This window comes from Pseudomonas sp. CCOS 191, from assembly GCF_001007005.1.
Classification (GTDB): domain Bacteria; phylum Pseudomonadota; class Gammaproteobacteria; order Pseudomonadales; family Pseudomonadaceae; genus Aquipseudomonas; species Aquipseudomonas soli.
Window position 1 is genome coordinate 3,257,270 of record NZ_LN847264.1, and the last position, 15,125, is coordinate 3,272,394.

Here is a 15,125-nt window from a genome sequence, read left to right on the forward strand (position 1 = left end):
GGCGCTGTACTGCGGGAATAGGTTCATGGGCTGGGAAACTAGCGTGTGGCGCAAGAAAAAGTCAAGGCTTGCGCTACCGCCCTTGTCGACACTCACGAAGTCCCTGCCCAGTCGCAGATGAAATCCAACCGCAGATACGACGAAAAACTGCACAATTGATAGTCATTCGCCATTAACTCGTTCTCGGAACCCCCCGCCCGGGGGTAGAATGCCGCAAAACCGGGAGCCGCGATGAACCACGACCGCCACATTCCAAGCGAAGACGATGCAATCACCGATGCCGCCGCGCATTGGTGCATGCGCCTGCACGCCGACGATTGCACGGCGGCCGAGCGCGAGGCGTTCGGCCAGTGGTTGGCGGCCGACCCGCGGCATGCCGAGGAATACCAGGCGATGCTGGAGATCTGGGACACCGCCGACCTGCTGCCGCGCAGCGCCCAGGTGGTCCCGCTGCCCGTGCGCCGCCCGGTGGCGACACGCCACTGGCGCCCGTTCGCCTCGGCCGCGGCCATCGCCCTGCTCGCCCTGCCGCTGGCCGGCTGGGTCGGCTGGGAACAGGGTTGGCTGCCCAACAGCTACCAGCATTTCGAAGCCAGCGACCACCTGCGGCAGGTGCGCCTGAGCGACGGCAGCAGCGTCGAGCTGAATCTCAACAGCGAGCTGCGCTTCCTGAACTTCAAGGATGAGCGCCGGGTCACCCTGATCAAGGGCGAAGCGTTCTTCAAGGTCACCCACGACAGCAGCCACCCGTTCATCGTCCACGCCGCCAACGGCCAGACCCGGGTCACCGGGACCCAGTTCAACGTGTGGAAATACGAAGACCAGGTCAAAGTGACGCTGGTGGAAGGTTCGGTGCTGGTCAGCAGCGGTGGCAACGCCGGCGGCTATCGCCTTGGCCCGGGCATGCAGGCCAGCTACCACAAGGGCGATTTCGAACCCGAGCTGAACCAGAGCGACGACTACGCCAACAGCCTGGCCTGGCGCAGTGGCAGGCTGGTGCTGGACAACCTCAGCCTCGGCCAGGCATTGCCGGTGATCAATCGCTACCTGGACAAGCCGCTGATGCTGGCCGACGACAGCACCGCGAGCATTCGCATCAGTGGCATCTACAGCACCCGCGAGGTCGAACGCCTGGTCGACACGCTGCCCAAGGTGCTGCCGGTGTACCTGACCCGCAGCAAGGACGGCAGTACCGTACTCAACCGCATCGTGCCGGCGCCGACCCGCGGCTGATCAGAGGCCGCCTGTGCTCCCCTGGGGCGCGTGGGAGCGATGCGTCATATGGCACCGGCTTCGCCGGTGATCGCGGGGCTAGCCCGCTCCCACGCTGGCCCCTCGGAATCAGAGCGTCATCGCCGCAAACCAGCCAAACGCCAGCAGCGGCAGGTTGTAGTGCAGGAACGTCGGCACCACGGTGTCCCAGATATGGTGGTGCTGGCCATCCACGTTCAGCCCGGAGGTCGGCCCCAGGGTCGAGTCCGAAGCCGGCGAACCGGCATCACCCAGGGCACCCGCAGTACCGACGATGCACACGGTGGCCAGCGGATCGAAGCCCAGCTGCACGCACAGCGGCACGAAGATCGCCGCCAGGATCGGCACGGTGGAGAACGACGAGCCGATGCCCATGGTCACCAGCAGCCCCACCAGCAGCATCAGCAAGGCACCAATGCCCTTGCTGTGGTCGATCCACTGCGCCGAGGTCTCCACCAGGCTTTTCACCTCGCCGGTGGCTTTCATCACTTCGGCGAAGCCGGAGGCGGCGATCATGATGAAGCCGATCATCGCCATCATCTTCATGCCTTCGGTGAACAGGTCGTCGGTGTCCTTCCAGCGCACGATGCCCGACAGCGAGAAGATCAGGAAGCCGACCATCGCGCCGATGATCATCGAGTCCAGCCACAGCTGAATGATGAATGCCGCGGCGATCGCCACCCCGGCCACCAGCAGGGTCACCGGGTTGTACTGCACGCTGACCTGCTCGACCTGCTCGATCCGCGCCAGGTCGTAGTCACGCTTCTTGCGGTAGCTGAAGAACACCGCCAGCAACAAGCCGGCGAGCATGCCTGCGGCGGGAATGGCCATGGCGTGGGTGACATTGACCCCGCTCACGTCGACGCCGGCGCGGGCGACATTGGCCAGCAGGATCTCGTTGAGGAAGATGTTGCCGAAACCGACCGGCAGGAACATGTACGGGGTGATCAGGCCAAAGGTGATCACGCAGGCGATCAGCCGGCGGTCGATGCGCAGGCGGGTCAACACGTACAGCAGCGGCGGCACCAGCAACGGGATGAAGGCGATGTGGATCGGCAGGATGTTCTGCGACGACACCGCCACCACCAGCATCAGGCCGATCAGCAGCCACTTGACCTTGCCACCGTCGGCATGGCCTTGGCGATCGATCATCGCCAGCGCCCGATCCGCCAGGGCATGGGCCAGGCCCGACTTGGCGATGGCCACCGCAAAGGCGCCGAGCAACGCATACGACAACGCCACCGTGGCACCGCCACCCAGGCCACCATTGAAGGCCTTGAGCGTGCCCTCGATACCCAGCCCACCGACCAGGCCTCCGGCCAGGGCGCCGATGATCAGGGCGATGACCACATGCACGCGGGACAGGCTCAGGATCAGCATGAGCCCGACCGCGGCAATCACTGCATTCATGGTGTGCAAACCTCGTTACGACAGACAAAAAGCGGGTATTCCGGCGACAGACTGCGCGCAGGCAGTGGCCGGACCAGGGGATGTTGTTATGAAGGGCGCACACTCTGAAGCACAGACCGACAGAAGTCAAAAGCGTCTGCGCCGCGGCCCTTTGTAGGAAATAGACGAAAGTCGCAGGATTTAATTGAACGTTTGAATAAAGAAAAATCCGAGCACGCCGACACAGTCGGCAGCATCAAACCTATTACAAGGGATTTTCCCCATGCCTTTGCTGCGACAACTCTCCATCCAATGGAAGATCACCCTGCTGGCGGGCCTGTGCCTGGCGGCCATCGTCACCCTCCTCGTCGGCCTTTCGCTGTACCGCATGGACCACAGTTCGGACCTGGTCAAAGCCAGCAGCATGCGCATGCTCTCCGACTCGGCGCAGTCGCGCATCGAGTCCCAGGGCGAGGTCCAGGCCCTGAACATCCGCCGTCAGTTCATGGACGCCTACCAGTACGGCGCCGGTTTCGCCCGTCAGGTATTGTTCCTGCGCGAACAGGCCGAGAAACGCTTCCTCGACGCCTACGACCTGCGCCAGGACATGACCGCCCAGGTGCGTGCCGCACTGCAGGCCAACCCCGACCTGCTCGGCCTGTCGCTGGTGTTCGAACCGGGCGCGCTGGATGGCAAGGACAAGCTGTTCGCCGGCCAGAGCGAACTGGGCAGCAACGAGACCGGGCGCTTCGCCCTGTACTGGTCGCAGCCGCGGGTCGGCCAGCTGACCTCGATGGCGCTGCCCGAACACGACATGGCCAACACCGAGATCGGCCCCAGTGGCCAGCCGGCCAACACCTGGTGGGTGTGCCCGCGCAGCACCGGCACAGTGTGCGTGGTCGAGCCGTACTTCTATGACATCGACGGTCAGCGGGTGCTGATGACCAGCATCGTCTTCCCGCTCAAGGCCGGCGACAAGGTCATCGCCACCCTGTCCATCGACATCAACCTCAATAGCCTGCAGGCGTTGAGCCAGACCGCCAGCCGCAGCCTCTACGAGGGCCAGACCACGGTCGGCATTCTCAGCCCCGTGGGCCTGCTGGCCGGCTACAGCGCCGATGCCGGCAAGCTGGCCCAGCGCTTCGACCAGGTCGACCGGACCCAGGGCGCGGAACTGGTGCGCAAGCTCGCCGATGGCAAACTGCAGATCCTCCACGATCAGCAGCGCCTGAAAGTGCTGGCTGCGTTCGAGCCGATCCCCGGCGGCAAGCCCTGGGGCGTGCTGCTGGACGTGCCGGAAAGTGCCCTGACCGGGCCGGCCGAGGCGCTCAAGGTAGAACTCGACGCCCTCAACACCAGCGGCACCCTGCTTGAACTGGGCCTGGGCCTGGCCGCCGCCATCGCCGGCCTGCTGCTGGTGTGGCTGATGGCCCGCGGCGTGACCCGGCCGATCCTTGGCGTGGCCGCCATGCTCAAGGACATCGCCAGTGGCGAAGGCGACCTGACCCGCCGCCTGCAATACGACAAGCAGGACGAGCTGGGCGAGCTGGCCGGCTGGTTCAACCGCTTCCTCGACAAGCTGCAGCCGACCATCGCCGAGGTCAAGCGCTCGGTCCAGGCCGCCCGCGGCACCGCCGACCAGTCCGCGGCCATCGCCGCCGAAACCAGCGCCGGCATGGAGCAGCAATACCGCCAGGTCGACCAGGTGGCCACCGCCTCCCACGAGATGAGCGCCACCGCCCAGGATGTCGCCCGCAGCGCGGCCCAGGCCGCCCAGGCCGCGCGTGAAGCCGACCAGGCCACCCGCGAAGGCCTGGCGGTAATCGACCGCACCACCACCAGCATCGACACCCTGGCCGCCGACATGAGCGGCGCCATGGCCCAGGTCGAGGGCCTGGCGCGCAACAGCGAGAAGATCGGTTCGGTGCTCGAGGTAATCCGCTCGATCGCCGAGCAGACCAACCTGCTGGCGCTCAACGCCGCGATCGAAGCGGCCCGCGCCGGCGAGGCTGGCCGCGGTTTCGCCGTGGTCGCGGACGAAGTGCGCAACCTGGCGCGCCGCACCCAGGAGTCTGTGGAGGAAACCCGCCAGGTGATCGAGGCCCTGCAGGCCGGCACCCAGGAAGTGGTCGGCGCCATGGACAGCAGCCATCGCCAGGCCCAGGGCGGCGTTGAACAGGTCGGCCAGGCCGTTACCGCGCTGCAGCGCATCGGCCAGGCGGTGACCGTGATCACCGACATGAACCTGCAGATCGCCAGCGCCGCCGAGGAACAGAGCGCGGTGGCCGAGGAGATCAACAGCAACGTCGCCACCATCCGTGACGTGACCGAGTCGCTGAGCGGCCAGGCCAACGAATCGGCGCGGGTCAGCCAGTCGCTCAACAGCCTGGCCAACCAGCAGCAGGGGTTGATGGATCAGTTCCGCGTTTAAGCCTTTAGAGTTGCAGCGCCTGTCAGACCGAGCGCCGCCCGCGCGGCGCATCGCGGATGAATCCGCTCCTACATTTGTTGCAACGTGGCCATGCCTGATAGGCCATGGTTGTTAGCCTTGTGCGCTCGACGCGATGTTTCGGCGGGCATTGCTGCCGCCCCACCTGTCTCAAGCCCTGCGCCAAGGCTGGCAACCATGGCCTGACAGGTTCGGTACGTTGCAACAAATGTAGGAGCGGATTCATCCGCGATGCGCCGCGCGGGCGGCGCTCGATTTGATAGGCGCTACAAAGCTATCGCCAGACACCCCGCAGCCCATCACCCATAGCTGAAAACCCTCGTCGTCTACACTTTTGCCGGAAACCACGGACCGGCACCGACGAGGCCCCGATGAAGAAAGTTCCTACCCTGCTGGCCAGCCTGCTCCTTGCCTTCGGCCTGGCCAGCACCGACTCCGCCGCTGCGGCCGAGCAACCCATCCACTTCGGCGCCATCGGCTGGGAAAGCGGCGCACTCACCACCGAGATCCTGCGCCTGATCGTCGAACGTGGCTACGGCTACCCCACCGACACCCTGCCCGGCAGCACCGTGAGCATGGAAGTGGCCCTGGCGCGCAACGACCTGCAAGTGATCGCCGAGGAATGGGCCGGGCGCAGCCCCGCCTGGGTCAAGGCCGAGCAGGCCGGCCAGGTGTTCGCCCTGGGCGACACGGTAAAGAACGCGGAGGAAGGCTGGTGGGTACCGGCCTACGTCATCAAGGGCGACCCGGCACGCCACCTCGAACCGCTGGCGCCGGACTTGCGCAGCGTCGACGACCTCAAGCGCTACCCCCAGGTATTCGACGACCCCGAGGCGCCCGGCAAGGGCCGCTTCCTCAACAGCCCCAGCGGCTGGACTTCCGAGACTGTCAACAGCCAGAAGCTCAAGGCCTATGGCCTGGACGGGCTGTACAACAACTTCCGCAGCGGCACCGGCGCTGCCCTCGACGCCGAGATCGCCGCCAAGATCAAGCTCGGCAGGCCCGTGCTGTTCTACTACTGGAGCCCTACTCCGCTGATGGGCCGCTACAACCTGGTACGCCTCGAAGAACCCCCGTTCGATGCAGCCGCCTGGGCCACCCTCACAGATCCCGCCAATCCCGCTCCCAAAGGCAGCCGTTCGTTGCCAGCCAAGCTCTCGATCGGGGTGTCGAAAGCGTTTCGTGACGCCCACCCGGAACTGGTCGCCGTGTTCGAGAAAGTCGACCTGCCCATCGACACCCTGAACAAGGCACTCGCCCACATGAGCGAAACCCGGCAGAAACCCCGCGACGCAGCGATCGCCTTCCTGCGTGACAACCCTGCGGTGTGGAAGTCCTGGCTGCCCGCCGAAAACGCCGCCAAGGTCGAGGCCGGCCTGTGAGTGGTGGTTTTCCCGAAGCCCTGCAATTTTCTTTCGCCGCTTGGGTCAATCGCCTGGTCGACTGGCTGGTCCTGCACTATGGCGACCATCTGCGCACCGTCTCCGACCAGTTGCTGCAACTGCTGCTAGGCCTGGAAAACCTGCTGCGGCTGCTGCCGTGGTGGCTGCTGCTGGTGCTGGTCGGCCTGCTGGCCTGGCATGCCAGCCGCAGTCTGGCCCGGGCGTTGATGCTGCCACTGCTGCTGGCGCTGATCGGCATGCTCGGGCTGTGGGACAAACTGCTGCAGACCCTCGCCCTGGTGCTGGTCAGCACCGGCCTGTGCGTGCTGATCGGGGTGCCGCTGGGCATCCTGCTGGCCACCCGCCCGCTGGCCCGGCGCCTGATCCTGCCGGTGCTCGACGTGATGCAGACCCTGCCGGCCTTCGTCTACCTGATTCCGGTGCTGATGCTGTTCGGCCTGGGCAAGGTGCCGGCGGTGTTCGCCACGCTGATCTACGCCCTGCCGCCGCTGGTGCGCCTGACCGAACTGGGCCTGGCGCAGATCGATCCGTCGCTGCTGCAGGCCGCCCATGGCCTGGGCGCCAGCCGCTGGCAACGGCTGCGGCGCATCGCCCTGCCGCTGGCCCTGCCAAGCATCATGGCCGGGCTCAACCAGTCGGTGATGATGGCCCTGTCGATGGTGGTGGTAGCCTCGATGATCGGCGCCCGCGGGCTGGGCGAGGACGTGCTGGCCGGGATCCAGACCCTGAACGTTGGCCAGGGCGTCGAGGCGGGCCTGGCGATCGTCGCGCTGGCGATGGTGATCGACCGCATCAGCCAGGCATACGGACGCCCCGGGCGTTGAGGCGCGCATTCGCGTATCGTACCCAGGCCCTTGCGCCTTAGCCTGCCACGTCACGAACCGGAGCCTCGCGTGTCCCTCAAAGCCCTGCGCACCCTGGTCACTATCGCCCGCCATGGCACCTTCGCCCGCGCCGCCGACCTGCTGAGCCTGACCCCTTCGGCGGTGAGCCTGCACATCAAGACCCTGGAAGACGAGCTGCAGGTCGCCCTGTTCGACCGCAGCCGCCGCCAGGTGATGCTGACCGAGGCCGGGCAGCTGGCGGTGGCCCGCGCCGAAGGCATCCTGGCTGCCTACGACGAATTGGCCGACACCCTGGCCAGCGGCCCGAGCCTGCGCGGTCGCCTGCGTATCGGCGCGATCCACACCGTGCTCGCCCGGCGTCTGCCCAGGGCACTGGTGTGGATCAAGGCGCACCACCCCGAGCTGCATGTCAGCGTGGTGTCGGGCATGTCTGCGGAACTCGCCCGGCGGGTCGAAGATGGCGAGCTGGACGCGGCGATCACCACCGAACCGGTCAGCCCCTACCCGCAAAGCCTGCAGTACACGCCGCTGTTCGAGGACCGCTTCTGGGCCATCGCCAGCCCGGATCTGGCGGGCCAGAGCTTGCCGGCGCTGCTCGCCAGCCAGCCGTTCCTGCGCTTCGACAAACGCGCCTGGGCCGGCCGCCAGATCGAACAGGAACTGCGCCGTCAGCGCCTGCAGGTCAACGAGCAGATGGAGCTGGACAGCCAGGAAGCCCTGGCGCGCATGGCGGCCATGGGGCTCGGGGTGGCGGTGATCCCCATGAGCGACGACGACCTCGAACGGCTGCCAGCCGCCACCGTGCTGCCGTTCGGTGAACCGCAACTGACCCGGCGCATGGTGCTGCTGGAACATGAAAAGAGCCAGCGGCGACACCTGAGTGCGGTGTTGAAGACCGCGATCGAGGCTTGAACGCCGACGAAAGCGCTGCGCAGCAGCCCTGGACAATGCATTTTTTCTCAACAGTAACTCAAGAAAACACCGTTTTTTCTGCTCACTCAACTCCGCTAGTCTGTGCCCGTACCCGGCCACGGACCACCCGCCATGCTCCACCTGCTGCTCACCACCCTCGTCCCGATCATCCTGCTCATCGCCCTGGGCACCTGGCTGCGGGTCCGTGGCTTTCTCGCCGAGACCTTCTGGCCCGGCGCCGAACGCCTGAGCTATTACGTGCTGCTGCCGTCGTTGTTCCTGCACGGCCTGGCCACCGCCAACCTCGACGGCGTGCCAGTGCTGGGCATGGTCGGTGTGCTGATGCTCGCGACCCTGCTCGGCGCCCTGCTGCTGGTGCTCTACCAGGGCGTCGCCAGCCATGACGGCGGCGACTTCACCTCGGTGTTCCAGGGTGGCGTGCGCTTCAACAACTACATCGGCGCCACCCTGGCCGCCGGCCTCTACGGCACTGCCGGCATCGCCCTCGCGGCGGTGGCCAACGCCGCCATCGTGCCGCTGGTCAACCTGCTCTGCGTACTGGTGTTCGCCCGCTTCAGCGCACGCCACAGCTCACCGACCACAGTGCTCAAGGCGATCTTCGCCAACCCGTTGATCATCGGCTGCGCGGCGGGCCTGTTGCTGCGGGTAACCGGCCTCGGCCTGCCGGCCGGTCTGGAACCCACGGTCAAGGCCCTGGGCCAGGCGGCGCTGCCGCTGGGCCTGCTGTGCGTCGGCGCGGCGCTCGGCGGGGCGCGGCTGGGGCAGCAGGTCAGGCCGGTGCTGGCCGCGTCGCTGTTCAAGTTCCTGGTCATGCCGGTGACCACCTGGGGCCTGTGCCGGTTGCTCGGGCTGGGCGGCCAGGCCGCAGTGGTGGCGGTGCTGTTCCAGGCCCTGCCCACCGCGTCGTCGTCCTATGTGATGGCCCGGCAGATGGGCGGCAACGCCCCGTTGATGGCCACCATCATCGCCCTGCAGACCATCGCCGCCGCCGCGACCCTGCCCCTGGTGCTGAGCCTGACACTGAATTGAAACCGAACGGCTAGACTGTGGACAGCCCTCTCGCGGAGTCTCGATCATGCGCCTTGCGTGGATGCTGTTCGGTCTGTCCCTGACCCTGCTTGCAGGCCCCCTCCCCGCTGCCGAAAGCCAGCAGGCCGCCGTTGCCGAAGACAAGGCGCAGGTGCTCGAGGAGAAGGTGGTCGAGGATGCCCCACCGCCCAAAAAACAGGAAACCCTGACCCCCGGCGAAGTCCAGGCCGTCGATCCGGTGGGCCAGGCGCCGATGGACGACAGCATCACCTGCCTGGCCCGCACCATCTACTGGGAAGCCAAGGGCGCCGACGCCGAGGACATGAGCGCGGTGGCCAGCGTGGTGCTCAATCGCCTCGGCCACGAAGGCTTTCCCGACAGCATCTGCGGCGTGGTCAAGCAGGGGGTAGAGAGCAAGAGCTGCCAGTTTTCCTGGTGGTGCGACGGGCGCCCCGACCAGGTGGAGGAAGAGCAGCGCTACGCCGTGGCCAAGGAAATCGCCCGCAAGGCACTCAACCAGCAGCTCAAGGACCCCACCGGCGGCGCCCTGTATTTCCATGACCGCAGCGTCCGCCCCGACTGGGCCAAGGCCTATCGCAAGACGGCCCAGACCACGCATTTCCTGTTCTACAAACCGAACCAGGCCCTGGCCCGCTAGACATTAGAACCCGACCGTCGCCGATACCAGCCAGGTCCGCGGCGTCGACAAGGTCAGGCCAGTGGCGGTGCCTTCCGGCACGTTGGCTGAAGCCCAGTAAGCCTTGTCGAGCACATTTTCCACGCTGGCGCGCAAGGTGACCGCCTTGCCGCCCAGTTTCAGCGCATAGCGCGCGCCCAGGTCATAGCGCTGCCAGGCATCGATCTTCTGCTGGTTGGCCGCATCCAGGTATTGGTTGCCGGTGTGGATCACCCGAGCGCTGAGCGTCAGCCCGGCCACCGCCGGCAGGTCCCACTCCACGCCCAGGTTGGCGTTGACGATCGGCGCGCCGATGGCCCGGTTGCCATCGTTGCGCCCGTCGGCGGTGCGAGTCTGTTCGGCGTCCAGCAGCATCGCCCCGCCAAGCAGGCGCACGCCGGCCAGGGGTTCGCCGAACAGGTTCAGTTCCAGCCCTTGGTTGCGTTGCTCGCCATCGGCCCGCAGGTTGTTCTGCGCATCGGTGTAGTAGGCCGGCTTGTCGATACGGAACAGGCTGAGGGTGGTGCTGAAGCTGCCGGCGTCGTACTTGGCGCCCACCTCCACCTGCTTGCTGCGATAGGGCGCGAACACCTTGCCGGCGTTGTTCGCCGTCTCCGGCGCCACCTGGCCCTGGGTGAGCCCCTCCATGTAGTTCAGATACAGCGACAACTGCTCGCTGCTGCGCCACACCAGCCCCAGGGCCGGCGAGGTGGCATGTTCGTCGTAGCGCTGGTCGGGCTCGCCAGGCTCGGAACTGTCGACCTCGACCCGCTGCAGCCGGGCGCCGAGGGTGAGCAGCACGCGGTCTTCGGCCAGGCTCAGGGTGTCGGCCAGGGCCAGGCTGGAGAGCAGCGTCTTGGTGTGGGTCGGGTTGTCCAGCGCCGTCGGCGTGCCGGGCGCAGCCAGGGCCACCGGGTCGAACAGGTTGCTCACCCCTGCGGCATAGCGCGCGCCGCTGTTGTCGAAGGTCATGTCGAAGCGATTGAGGCTGATGTTCAGGGTATGGCCGACCGCGCCGGTATCGAACCAGCCCCGCGCCCCGACAGTACCGGTGATCACTTCCTCCTCGCGCTGGAACGCCCGAGGGCTGACGCTGAAGCGCCCGGCATCATTGGTGACCTGCACCGCGTGGCGCAGGAAGTCGTAGTCGCCCTTGCGCGCACCCAGCGCGCCATGGACCATCCAGTTATCGCTGACATCGTATTCGCCGCGCACCGCGCCGAAAGTGTCCTCGGCCCGCGAGTAGCTCCAAGGTTGGGCGAAGTTGTGGTGGATGGCCTTGGCGTGCGGCACCTTGACCCCAGGATTCAGGCCGACCCGCTCCATCGGTGCGTCGACATCGCGCTGCTGATGGCCGACATCCAGCGACATCCGCAAGCGCTCGCCGCGCACATCGAAACCCAGCACCGAAGCCTCGCGTTCCAGGCGCTGGTGGTCCCATTCTGTGTCGCCGGCCTGGCGCACCGCGTTCAGGCGCAGGCCGAAACGCTGCCCTTCGCCGAAACGCCGGCCAATGTCCACATGCCCTCCCCCTTGACCAGCCGAGGCGTACAACGCGGTGAACTCGGTCAGCGGCGTCTCGCCCGCGCGCTTGGGTTCGATGTTGACCCCACCGCCAACGCTGCCATTGGGTGCCAGCCCGCCCAGCAAGGCACCGGGCCCCTTGAGAATATCGACGCGTTCGACCATTTCCATGTCGATGGAGTAGGTCGGCAGCACTCCATACAGGCCACCGTAGGCGACATCGCTGTTGTACAGGCTGAAGCCGCGCACCGAGAACTGCTCGAAGCGCCCGGCGGACGGATTGGTGGTGCGTACCGACGGGTCGTTGGCCACGGCATCGGCCAGGGTCCGGGCCTGCTGGTTCTGCAACAGCTCGCTGGTATAGGAGGTGATACTGAAGGGCGTGTCCATGTAGTCACGCTCGCCCAGCAGGCCTTGGCTGCCACGCCGCGACACCTGGCCACCGGCGTAGGTGTCGCTGGCCGAGCCGATGCCCTGGCCATTGATGGTGGTGCTGGGCAGCTCATGGGCGCTGTCGCCCGGCGCCATCTGCCGCACCAGGGTGTAGCTGCCCTGCCCGGCCGGCACCAGTTGCAGGCCCGAGCCCCGCAGCAATGCCGTGAAGCCCTCTTCGACAGCGTACTCGCCGGCAAGCCCATTGCTGCCATGCCCGGCCACCAGCGCCGGGTCGAGCGACAGGCTGACCCCGGCCTGGCCGGCAAAGCGGGTCAGCGCGGCGGCCAGGCTGCCAGCCGGGACCTGGTAACTGCGCCGTGGCGCATCATCGGCCCAGGCCATCCCTGGCAAACCCAGGGCGAGCAACAGCACAGGCGTGGACAAGGGGCGAATCAGAGGGTTCAGGGACATCCGCAATGCTCTTGTTGGAGGGTGATGCCCTGAATGACCGGTGAGCGGGGAAAAAGGGACAGCCGTCAGGCAGTATTTTCACGCGGTGTCAGCGACACCCAGTAACGGGTGCGGTAATGCACCGCCAGCGGCAGGCTCGCAGCCAGCAATGCAAGGATGCGGTCAGTATCGTCAAGCTGGAAGGTGCCGGTCACCGCCAGGCGCTCGAGTGCCGGCTCCCAGCGCAGCAGGCCCGGGCGATAGCGCCGAAGCTCACGCAGCAACTCGCCCAGCGGCTGGTTGTCGGCCAGCAGCAAGCCCTGCTGCCAGCCTGGCAACTGCGCATCGAACGCCTGTGCGGCACCGATGCCGGTGGCACCGAGCAGCGCACGCTGTCCGGCAGCGAGCCGCGCGCCTGGGCCGGACAACGGTTGCAGGTCGACCTGGCCACGGTTGACCGAAACGGCACAATCCCGCTCGCCCAGGCGCACGCAGAAGCTCGCTCCCCAGGCGCGCAACACGCCCTGCCGGGTCTGCACCAGCAGCGCCCCGACACTGTCCGCGGCTATCTCGCCTGCGACCAGTTGCACCTGTTGGCGACCGCCGCTGAAATCGAGGTTCACCGCGCTGGCCGTGTTCAACTGCAGGCGGCTGCCATCAGGTAACGTCAGGCCGCGACGCTCGCCGGTGGCGGTGCGCAGGTCGGCGCGCCAGCTGTCCACCGGCAATTGCCGGTAACCCAGCCACCCCAGTGGAGCGAGGGTTCCCAGGGCAAGTGCCTGCCCCAACAGGCGACGGCGGTGCGGATCGGGGCGGTCGAGGCAAGCCGCCGCCAACGGTGCCGGCACCTCGCTGAAGCGTCGGCGCAGCGCCTCGGCCTTCTGCCACAGCGCCTCATGGGCAGCGCTGCGCTCACGCCAGCGCCCCAGGTCGTCACGCTGCTCGGCGCTCAGCCCACCGGCATCCTGCAAGGCCAGCCATTGCGCCGCCTCGCGGGCCAGTCGCCGCGCGGCATCATCGGTGCGCGCGCTCACAGATCCACCAACAGGCAATGCTCGTAGGCCCTGACCATGTAGCGCTTGACCGTGCGCTCACTGACCCGCAGGCGGGCGGCGATACTGGCGTAGTCCAGGCCCTCCAGCTGCGACCAGAGAAACGCCTGGCGCACCGGGCGGGGCAGTCCATCGAGCAGTTCATCGAGGGCCTGCAGGGTTTCCAGCAGCAACCAACGCTGCTCCGGGGACGCTGCCTGCGCTTCGGGCAACTGGCGCAGATCCTCGAGATAGGCCTGTTCCAGGGAACGTCGTTGATAGTGATTGACCAGCAGCCGACGGCCGACGGTGAGCAGGTACGCCCTGGGTTCGCGCAAGCTGGGCAGGGTCCGGGCCTGCTGCGCGGCCAGCACGCGCAGGAAGGTGTCCTGGGTCAGGTCGGCAGCCGCCCAGGTGTCGCCCAGGCGCCGTTGGAGCCAGCCCTGCAGCCAGCCGCGATGTGCTTGATAGAGAGCGCTTAGCGAGGGTTCGGGTGCCGCAGTGGACTCGGTCATCAATGGCACGCTGATGCGGGTGTAAATGAGACTGATTCTAATTGACTTCAGTACATTGGCCAATAGCATCGGCCCTGACAGGGCATGCGATTGTGTTCTCGCAGATCAGCTCCATTTCACGGGATTTCTCACCCCGCGCTACATGAATCGAACTCAAATGGGGGCTGGCAGCTACCAGATGGAGTTCGAGCGGTCCCGGCCGGGCATGCGCTTGATCCAACGTCACCGACAAATGTGGCGGCAACCCGCAGCGTCTTCTCGACAATGCTGCTTTGGAAGTACAGTGAAGCGCCTTCGGGAGAGCTCGCCGGCTCATTCCCATAGGCAATCTGGGTCAAACTTGCAGATGCCAGCAACGCGGCCAGTACAACCTTTTTCATACAGTGTCCTTTCAGTGATTCCTGATTTCGTTTGCGCAGGCAAAGCGCTTTCTCCTGCAGCCCGACAGACTCTATCCGTCATCCATGCCAGGCAGCGTTAGGAAAAGACCGCTTCGCCGCTTAAAAGCGCGCCTTTGACTTGTAGGAAGTCGTGCTTGAGGACGTATTGGCGCCACGGGACAGGGCCGGCAGCCGTGAGGCGAAGCACTGCGCGGGCTGTGCTCGGCCTCATGGTTACCGCACCTCTACCGCCCGACCCCCAGCATCCCGCGCTCGACGATGAAATCGATCACTGCCTGCAGCCCCTCGCCCTTCTTCAGGTTGCTGAACGTCCACGGCCGCTCCGGGCGCATGCGCCGGGTGTCACGTTCCATCACCTCCAGCGACGCCCCCACATAGGGCGCGAGGTCGGTCTTGTTGATCACCAGGAAATCCGACTTGGTGATGCCCGGCCCGCCCTTGCGCGGGATCTTCTCGCCCTCGGCGACATCGATCACATAGATGGTGAGGTCGGCCAGCTCCGGGCTGAAGGTGGCGCTGAGGTTGTCACCGCCGCTCTCGACGAAGATCACCTCGAGGTTGCCGAACTGGCGCGCCAGCGCCTCGACGGCGGCCAGGTTCATCGAGGCGTCCTCGCGGATCGCCGTGTGCGGGCAGCCGCCGGTCTCGACGCCGACGATACGCTCAGGCTCCAAAGCCCCCGCTTCGGTGAGAATGCGCTGGTCTTCCTTGGTATAGATGTCGTTGGTCACCACGGCGATCTGGTACTGATCACGCATGGCCTTGCACAGGGCTTCGAGCAGCGCGGTCTTGCCGGAGCCGACCGGGCCACCGACGCCGACACGCAGGGGTTGCTGGTAGTTTTGCATCGTGGC

General features: G+C 66.4%; 12 protein-coding genes and 1 pseudogene. 8 read left to right on the forward strand and 5 right to left on the reverse strand.

Annotated features, from left to right (window positions below; genetic code table 11):
- Positions 1–231: 231 nt before the first annotated feature.
- Positions 232–1,233 (forward strand): FecR family protein, encoded by a 1,002-nt coding sequence (locus CCOS191_RS14420; protein WP_046855803.1) that lies wholly within the window; start codon positions 232–234, stop codon positions 1,231–1,233.
- A 108-nt stretch (positions 1,234–1,341) separates the two neighbouring features.
- Here the strand turns inward: CCOS191_RS14420 and CCOS191_RS14425 are convergent, their stop codons facing one another.
- Positions 1,342–2,661 (reverse strand): Na+/H+ antiporter family protein, encoded by a 1,320-nt coding sequence (locus tag CCOS191_RS14425; RefSeq protein ID WP_023630663.1) that lies wholly within the window; start codon positions 2,659–2,661, stop codon positions 1,342–1,344.
- Between the two features lie 586 nt (positions 2,662–3,247).
- Here CCOS191_RS14425 and CCOS191_RS28750 point away from each other — a divergent pair.
- The 7 genes and pseudogenes from CCOS191_RS28750 to CCOS191_RS14455 all read left to right on the forward strand — a co-directional run.
- Positions 3,248–4,213: pseudogene (locus tag CCOS191_RS28750) on the forward strand (HAMP domain-containing protein); the annotation flags it as partial.
- A 102-nt stretch (positions 4,214–4,315) separates the two neighbouring features.
- Complete coding sequence (locus CCOS191_RS28755) at positions 4,316–5,071, forward strand: methyl-accepting chemotaxis protein (protein WP_371041468.1); 756 nt, start codon at positions 4,316–4,318, stop codon at positions 5,069–5,071.
- A 389-nt stretch (positions 5,072–5,460) separates the two neighbouring features.
- Positions 5,461–6,471, forward strand: a complete 1,011-nt coding sequence (locus CCOS191_RS14435) for an ABC transporter substrate-binding protein (protein ID WP_046855805.1) — start codon at positions 5,461–5,463, stop codon at positions 6,469–6,471.
- Positions 6,468–7,316, forward strand: coding sequence for an ABC transporter permease (locus tag CCOS191_RS14440; protein ID WP_046855806.1), 849 nt, complete (start codon positions 6,468–6,470; stop codon positions 7,314–7,316). The genes CCOS191_RS14435 and CCOS191_RS14440 overlap by 4 nt, the downstream gene beginning before the upstream one ends.
- Before the next feature lie 69 nt (positions 7,317–7,385).
- Complete coding sequence (locus CCOS191_RS14445) at positions 7,386–8,249, forward strand: LysR family transcriptional regulator (RefSeq protein WP_046855807.1); 864 nt, start codon at positions 7,386–7,388, stop codon at positions 8,247–8,249.
- A 132-nt stretch (positions 8,250–8,381) separates the two neighbouring features.
- Positions 8,382–9,299, forward strand: a complete 918-nt coding sequence (locus CCOS191_RS14450; RefSeq protein WP_046855808.1) for an AEC family transporter — start codon at positions 8,382–8,384, stop codon at positions 9,297–9,299.
- Between the two features lie 46 nt (positions 9,300–9,345).
- Positions 9,346–9,957 carry a cell wall hydrolase gene (locus tag CCOS191_RS14455; RefSeq protein WP_046855809.1) on the forward strand — a complete coding sequence of 204 codons (612 nt, stop codon included), beginning with the start codon at positions 9,346–9,348 and terminating at the stop codon, positions 9,955–9,957.
- 3 nt (positions 9,958–9,960) lie between these two features.
- On the opposite strand, the gene CCOS191_RS14460 is transcribed toward CCOS191_RS14455, so the two are convergent.
- The 4 genes from CCOS191_RS14460 to ureG form a co-directional block, all read right to left on the reverse strand.
- On the reverse strand, positions 9,961–12,345 hold the full coding sequence (locus tag CCOS191_RS14460; protein WP_046855810.1) for a TonB-dependent receptor: 2,385 nt from the start codon (positions 12,343–12,345) through the stop codon (positions 9,961–9,963).
- A gap of 65 nt (positions 12,346–12,410) precedes the next feature.
- Positions 12,411–13,358: a FecR domain-containing protein gene (locus CCOS191_RS14465; protein WP_046855811.1), complete on the reverse strand. Its 948-nt coding sequence runs from the start codon at positions 13,356–13,358 to the stop codon at positions 12,411–12,413.
- Positions 13,355–13,870, reverse strand: coding sequence for a sigma-70 family RNA polymerase sigma factor (locus tag CCOS191_RS14470; protein ID WP_046855812.1), 516 nt, complete (start codon positions 13,868–13,870; stop codon positions 13,355–13,357). Before CCOS191_RS14470 ends, CCOS191_RS14465 begins: the two co-directional genes overlap by 4 nt.
- A gap of 625 nt (positions 13,871–14,495) precedes the next feature.
- A complete protein-coding gene (ureG, locus tag CCOS191_RS14475; protein ID WP_046855813.1) occupies positions 14,496–15,119 on the reverse strand; it encodes an urease accessory protein UreG in 624 nt (207 codons plus the stop codon).
- Positions 15,120–15,125: the final 6 nt, after the last annotated feature.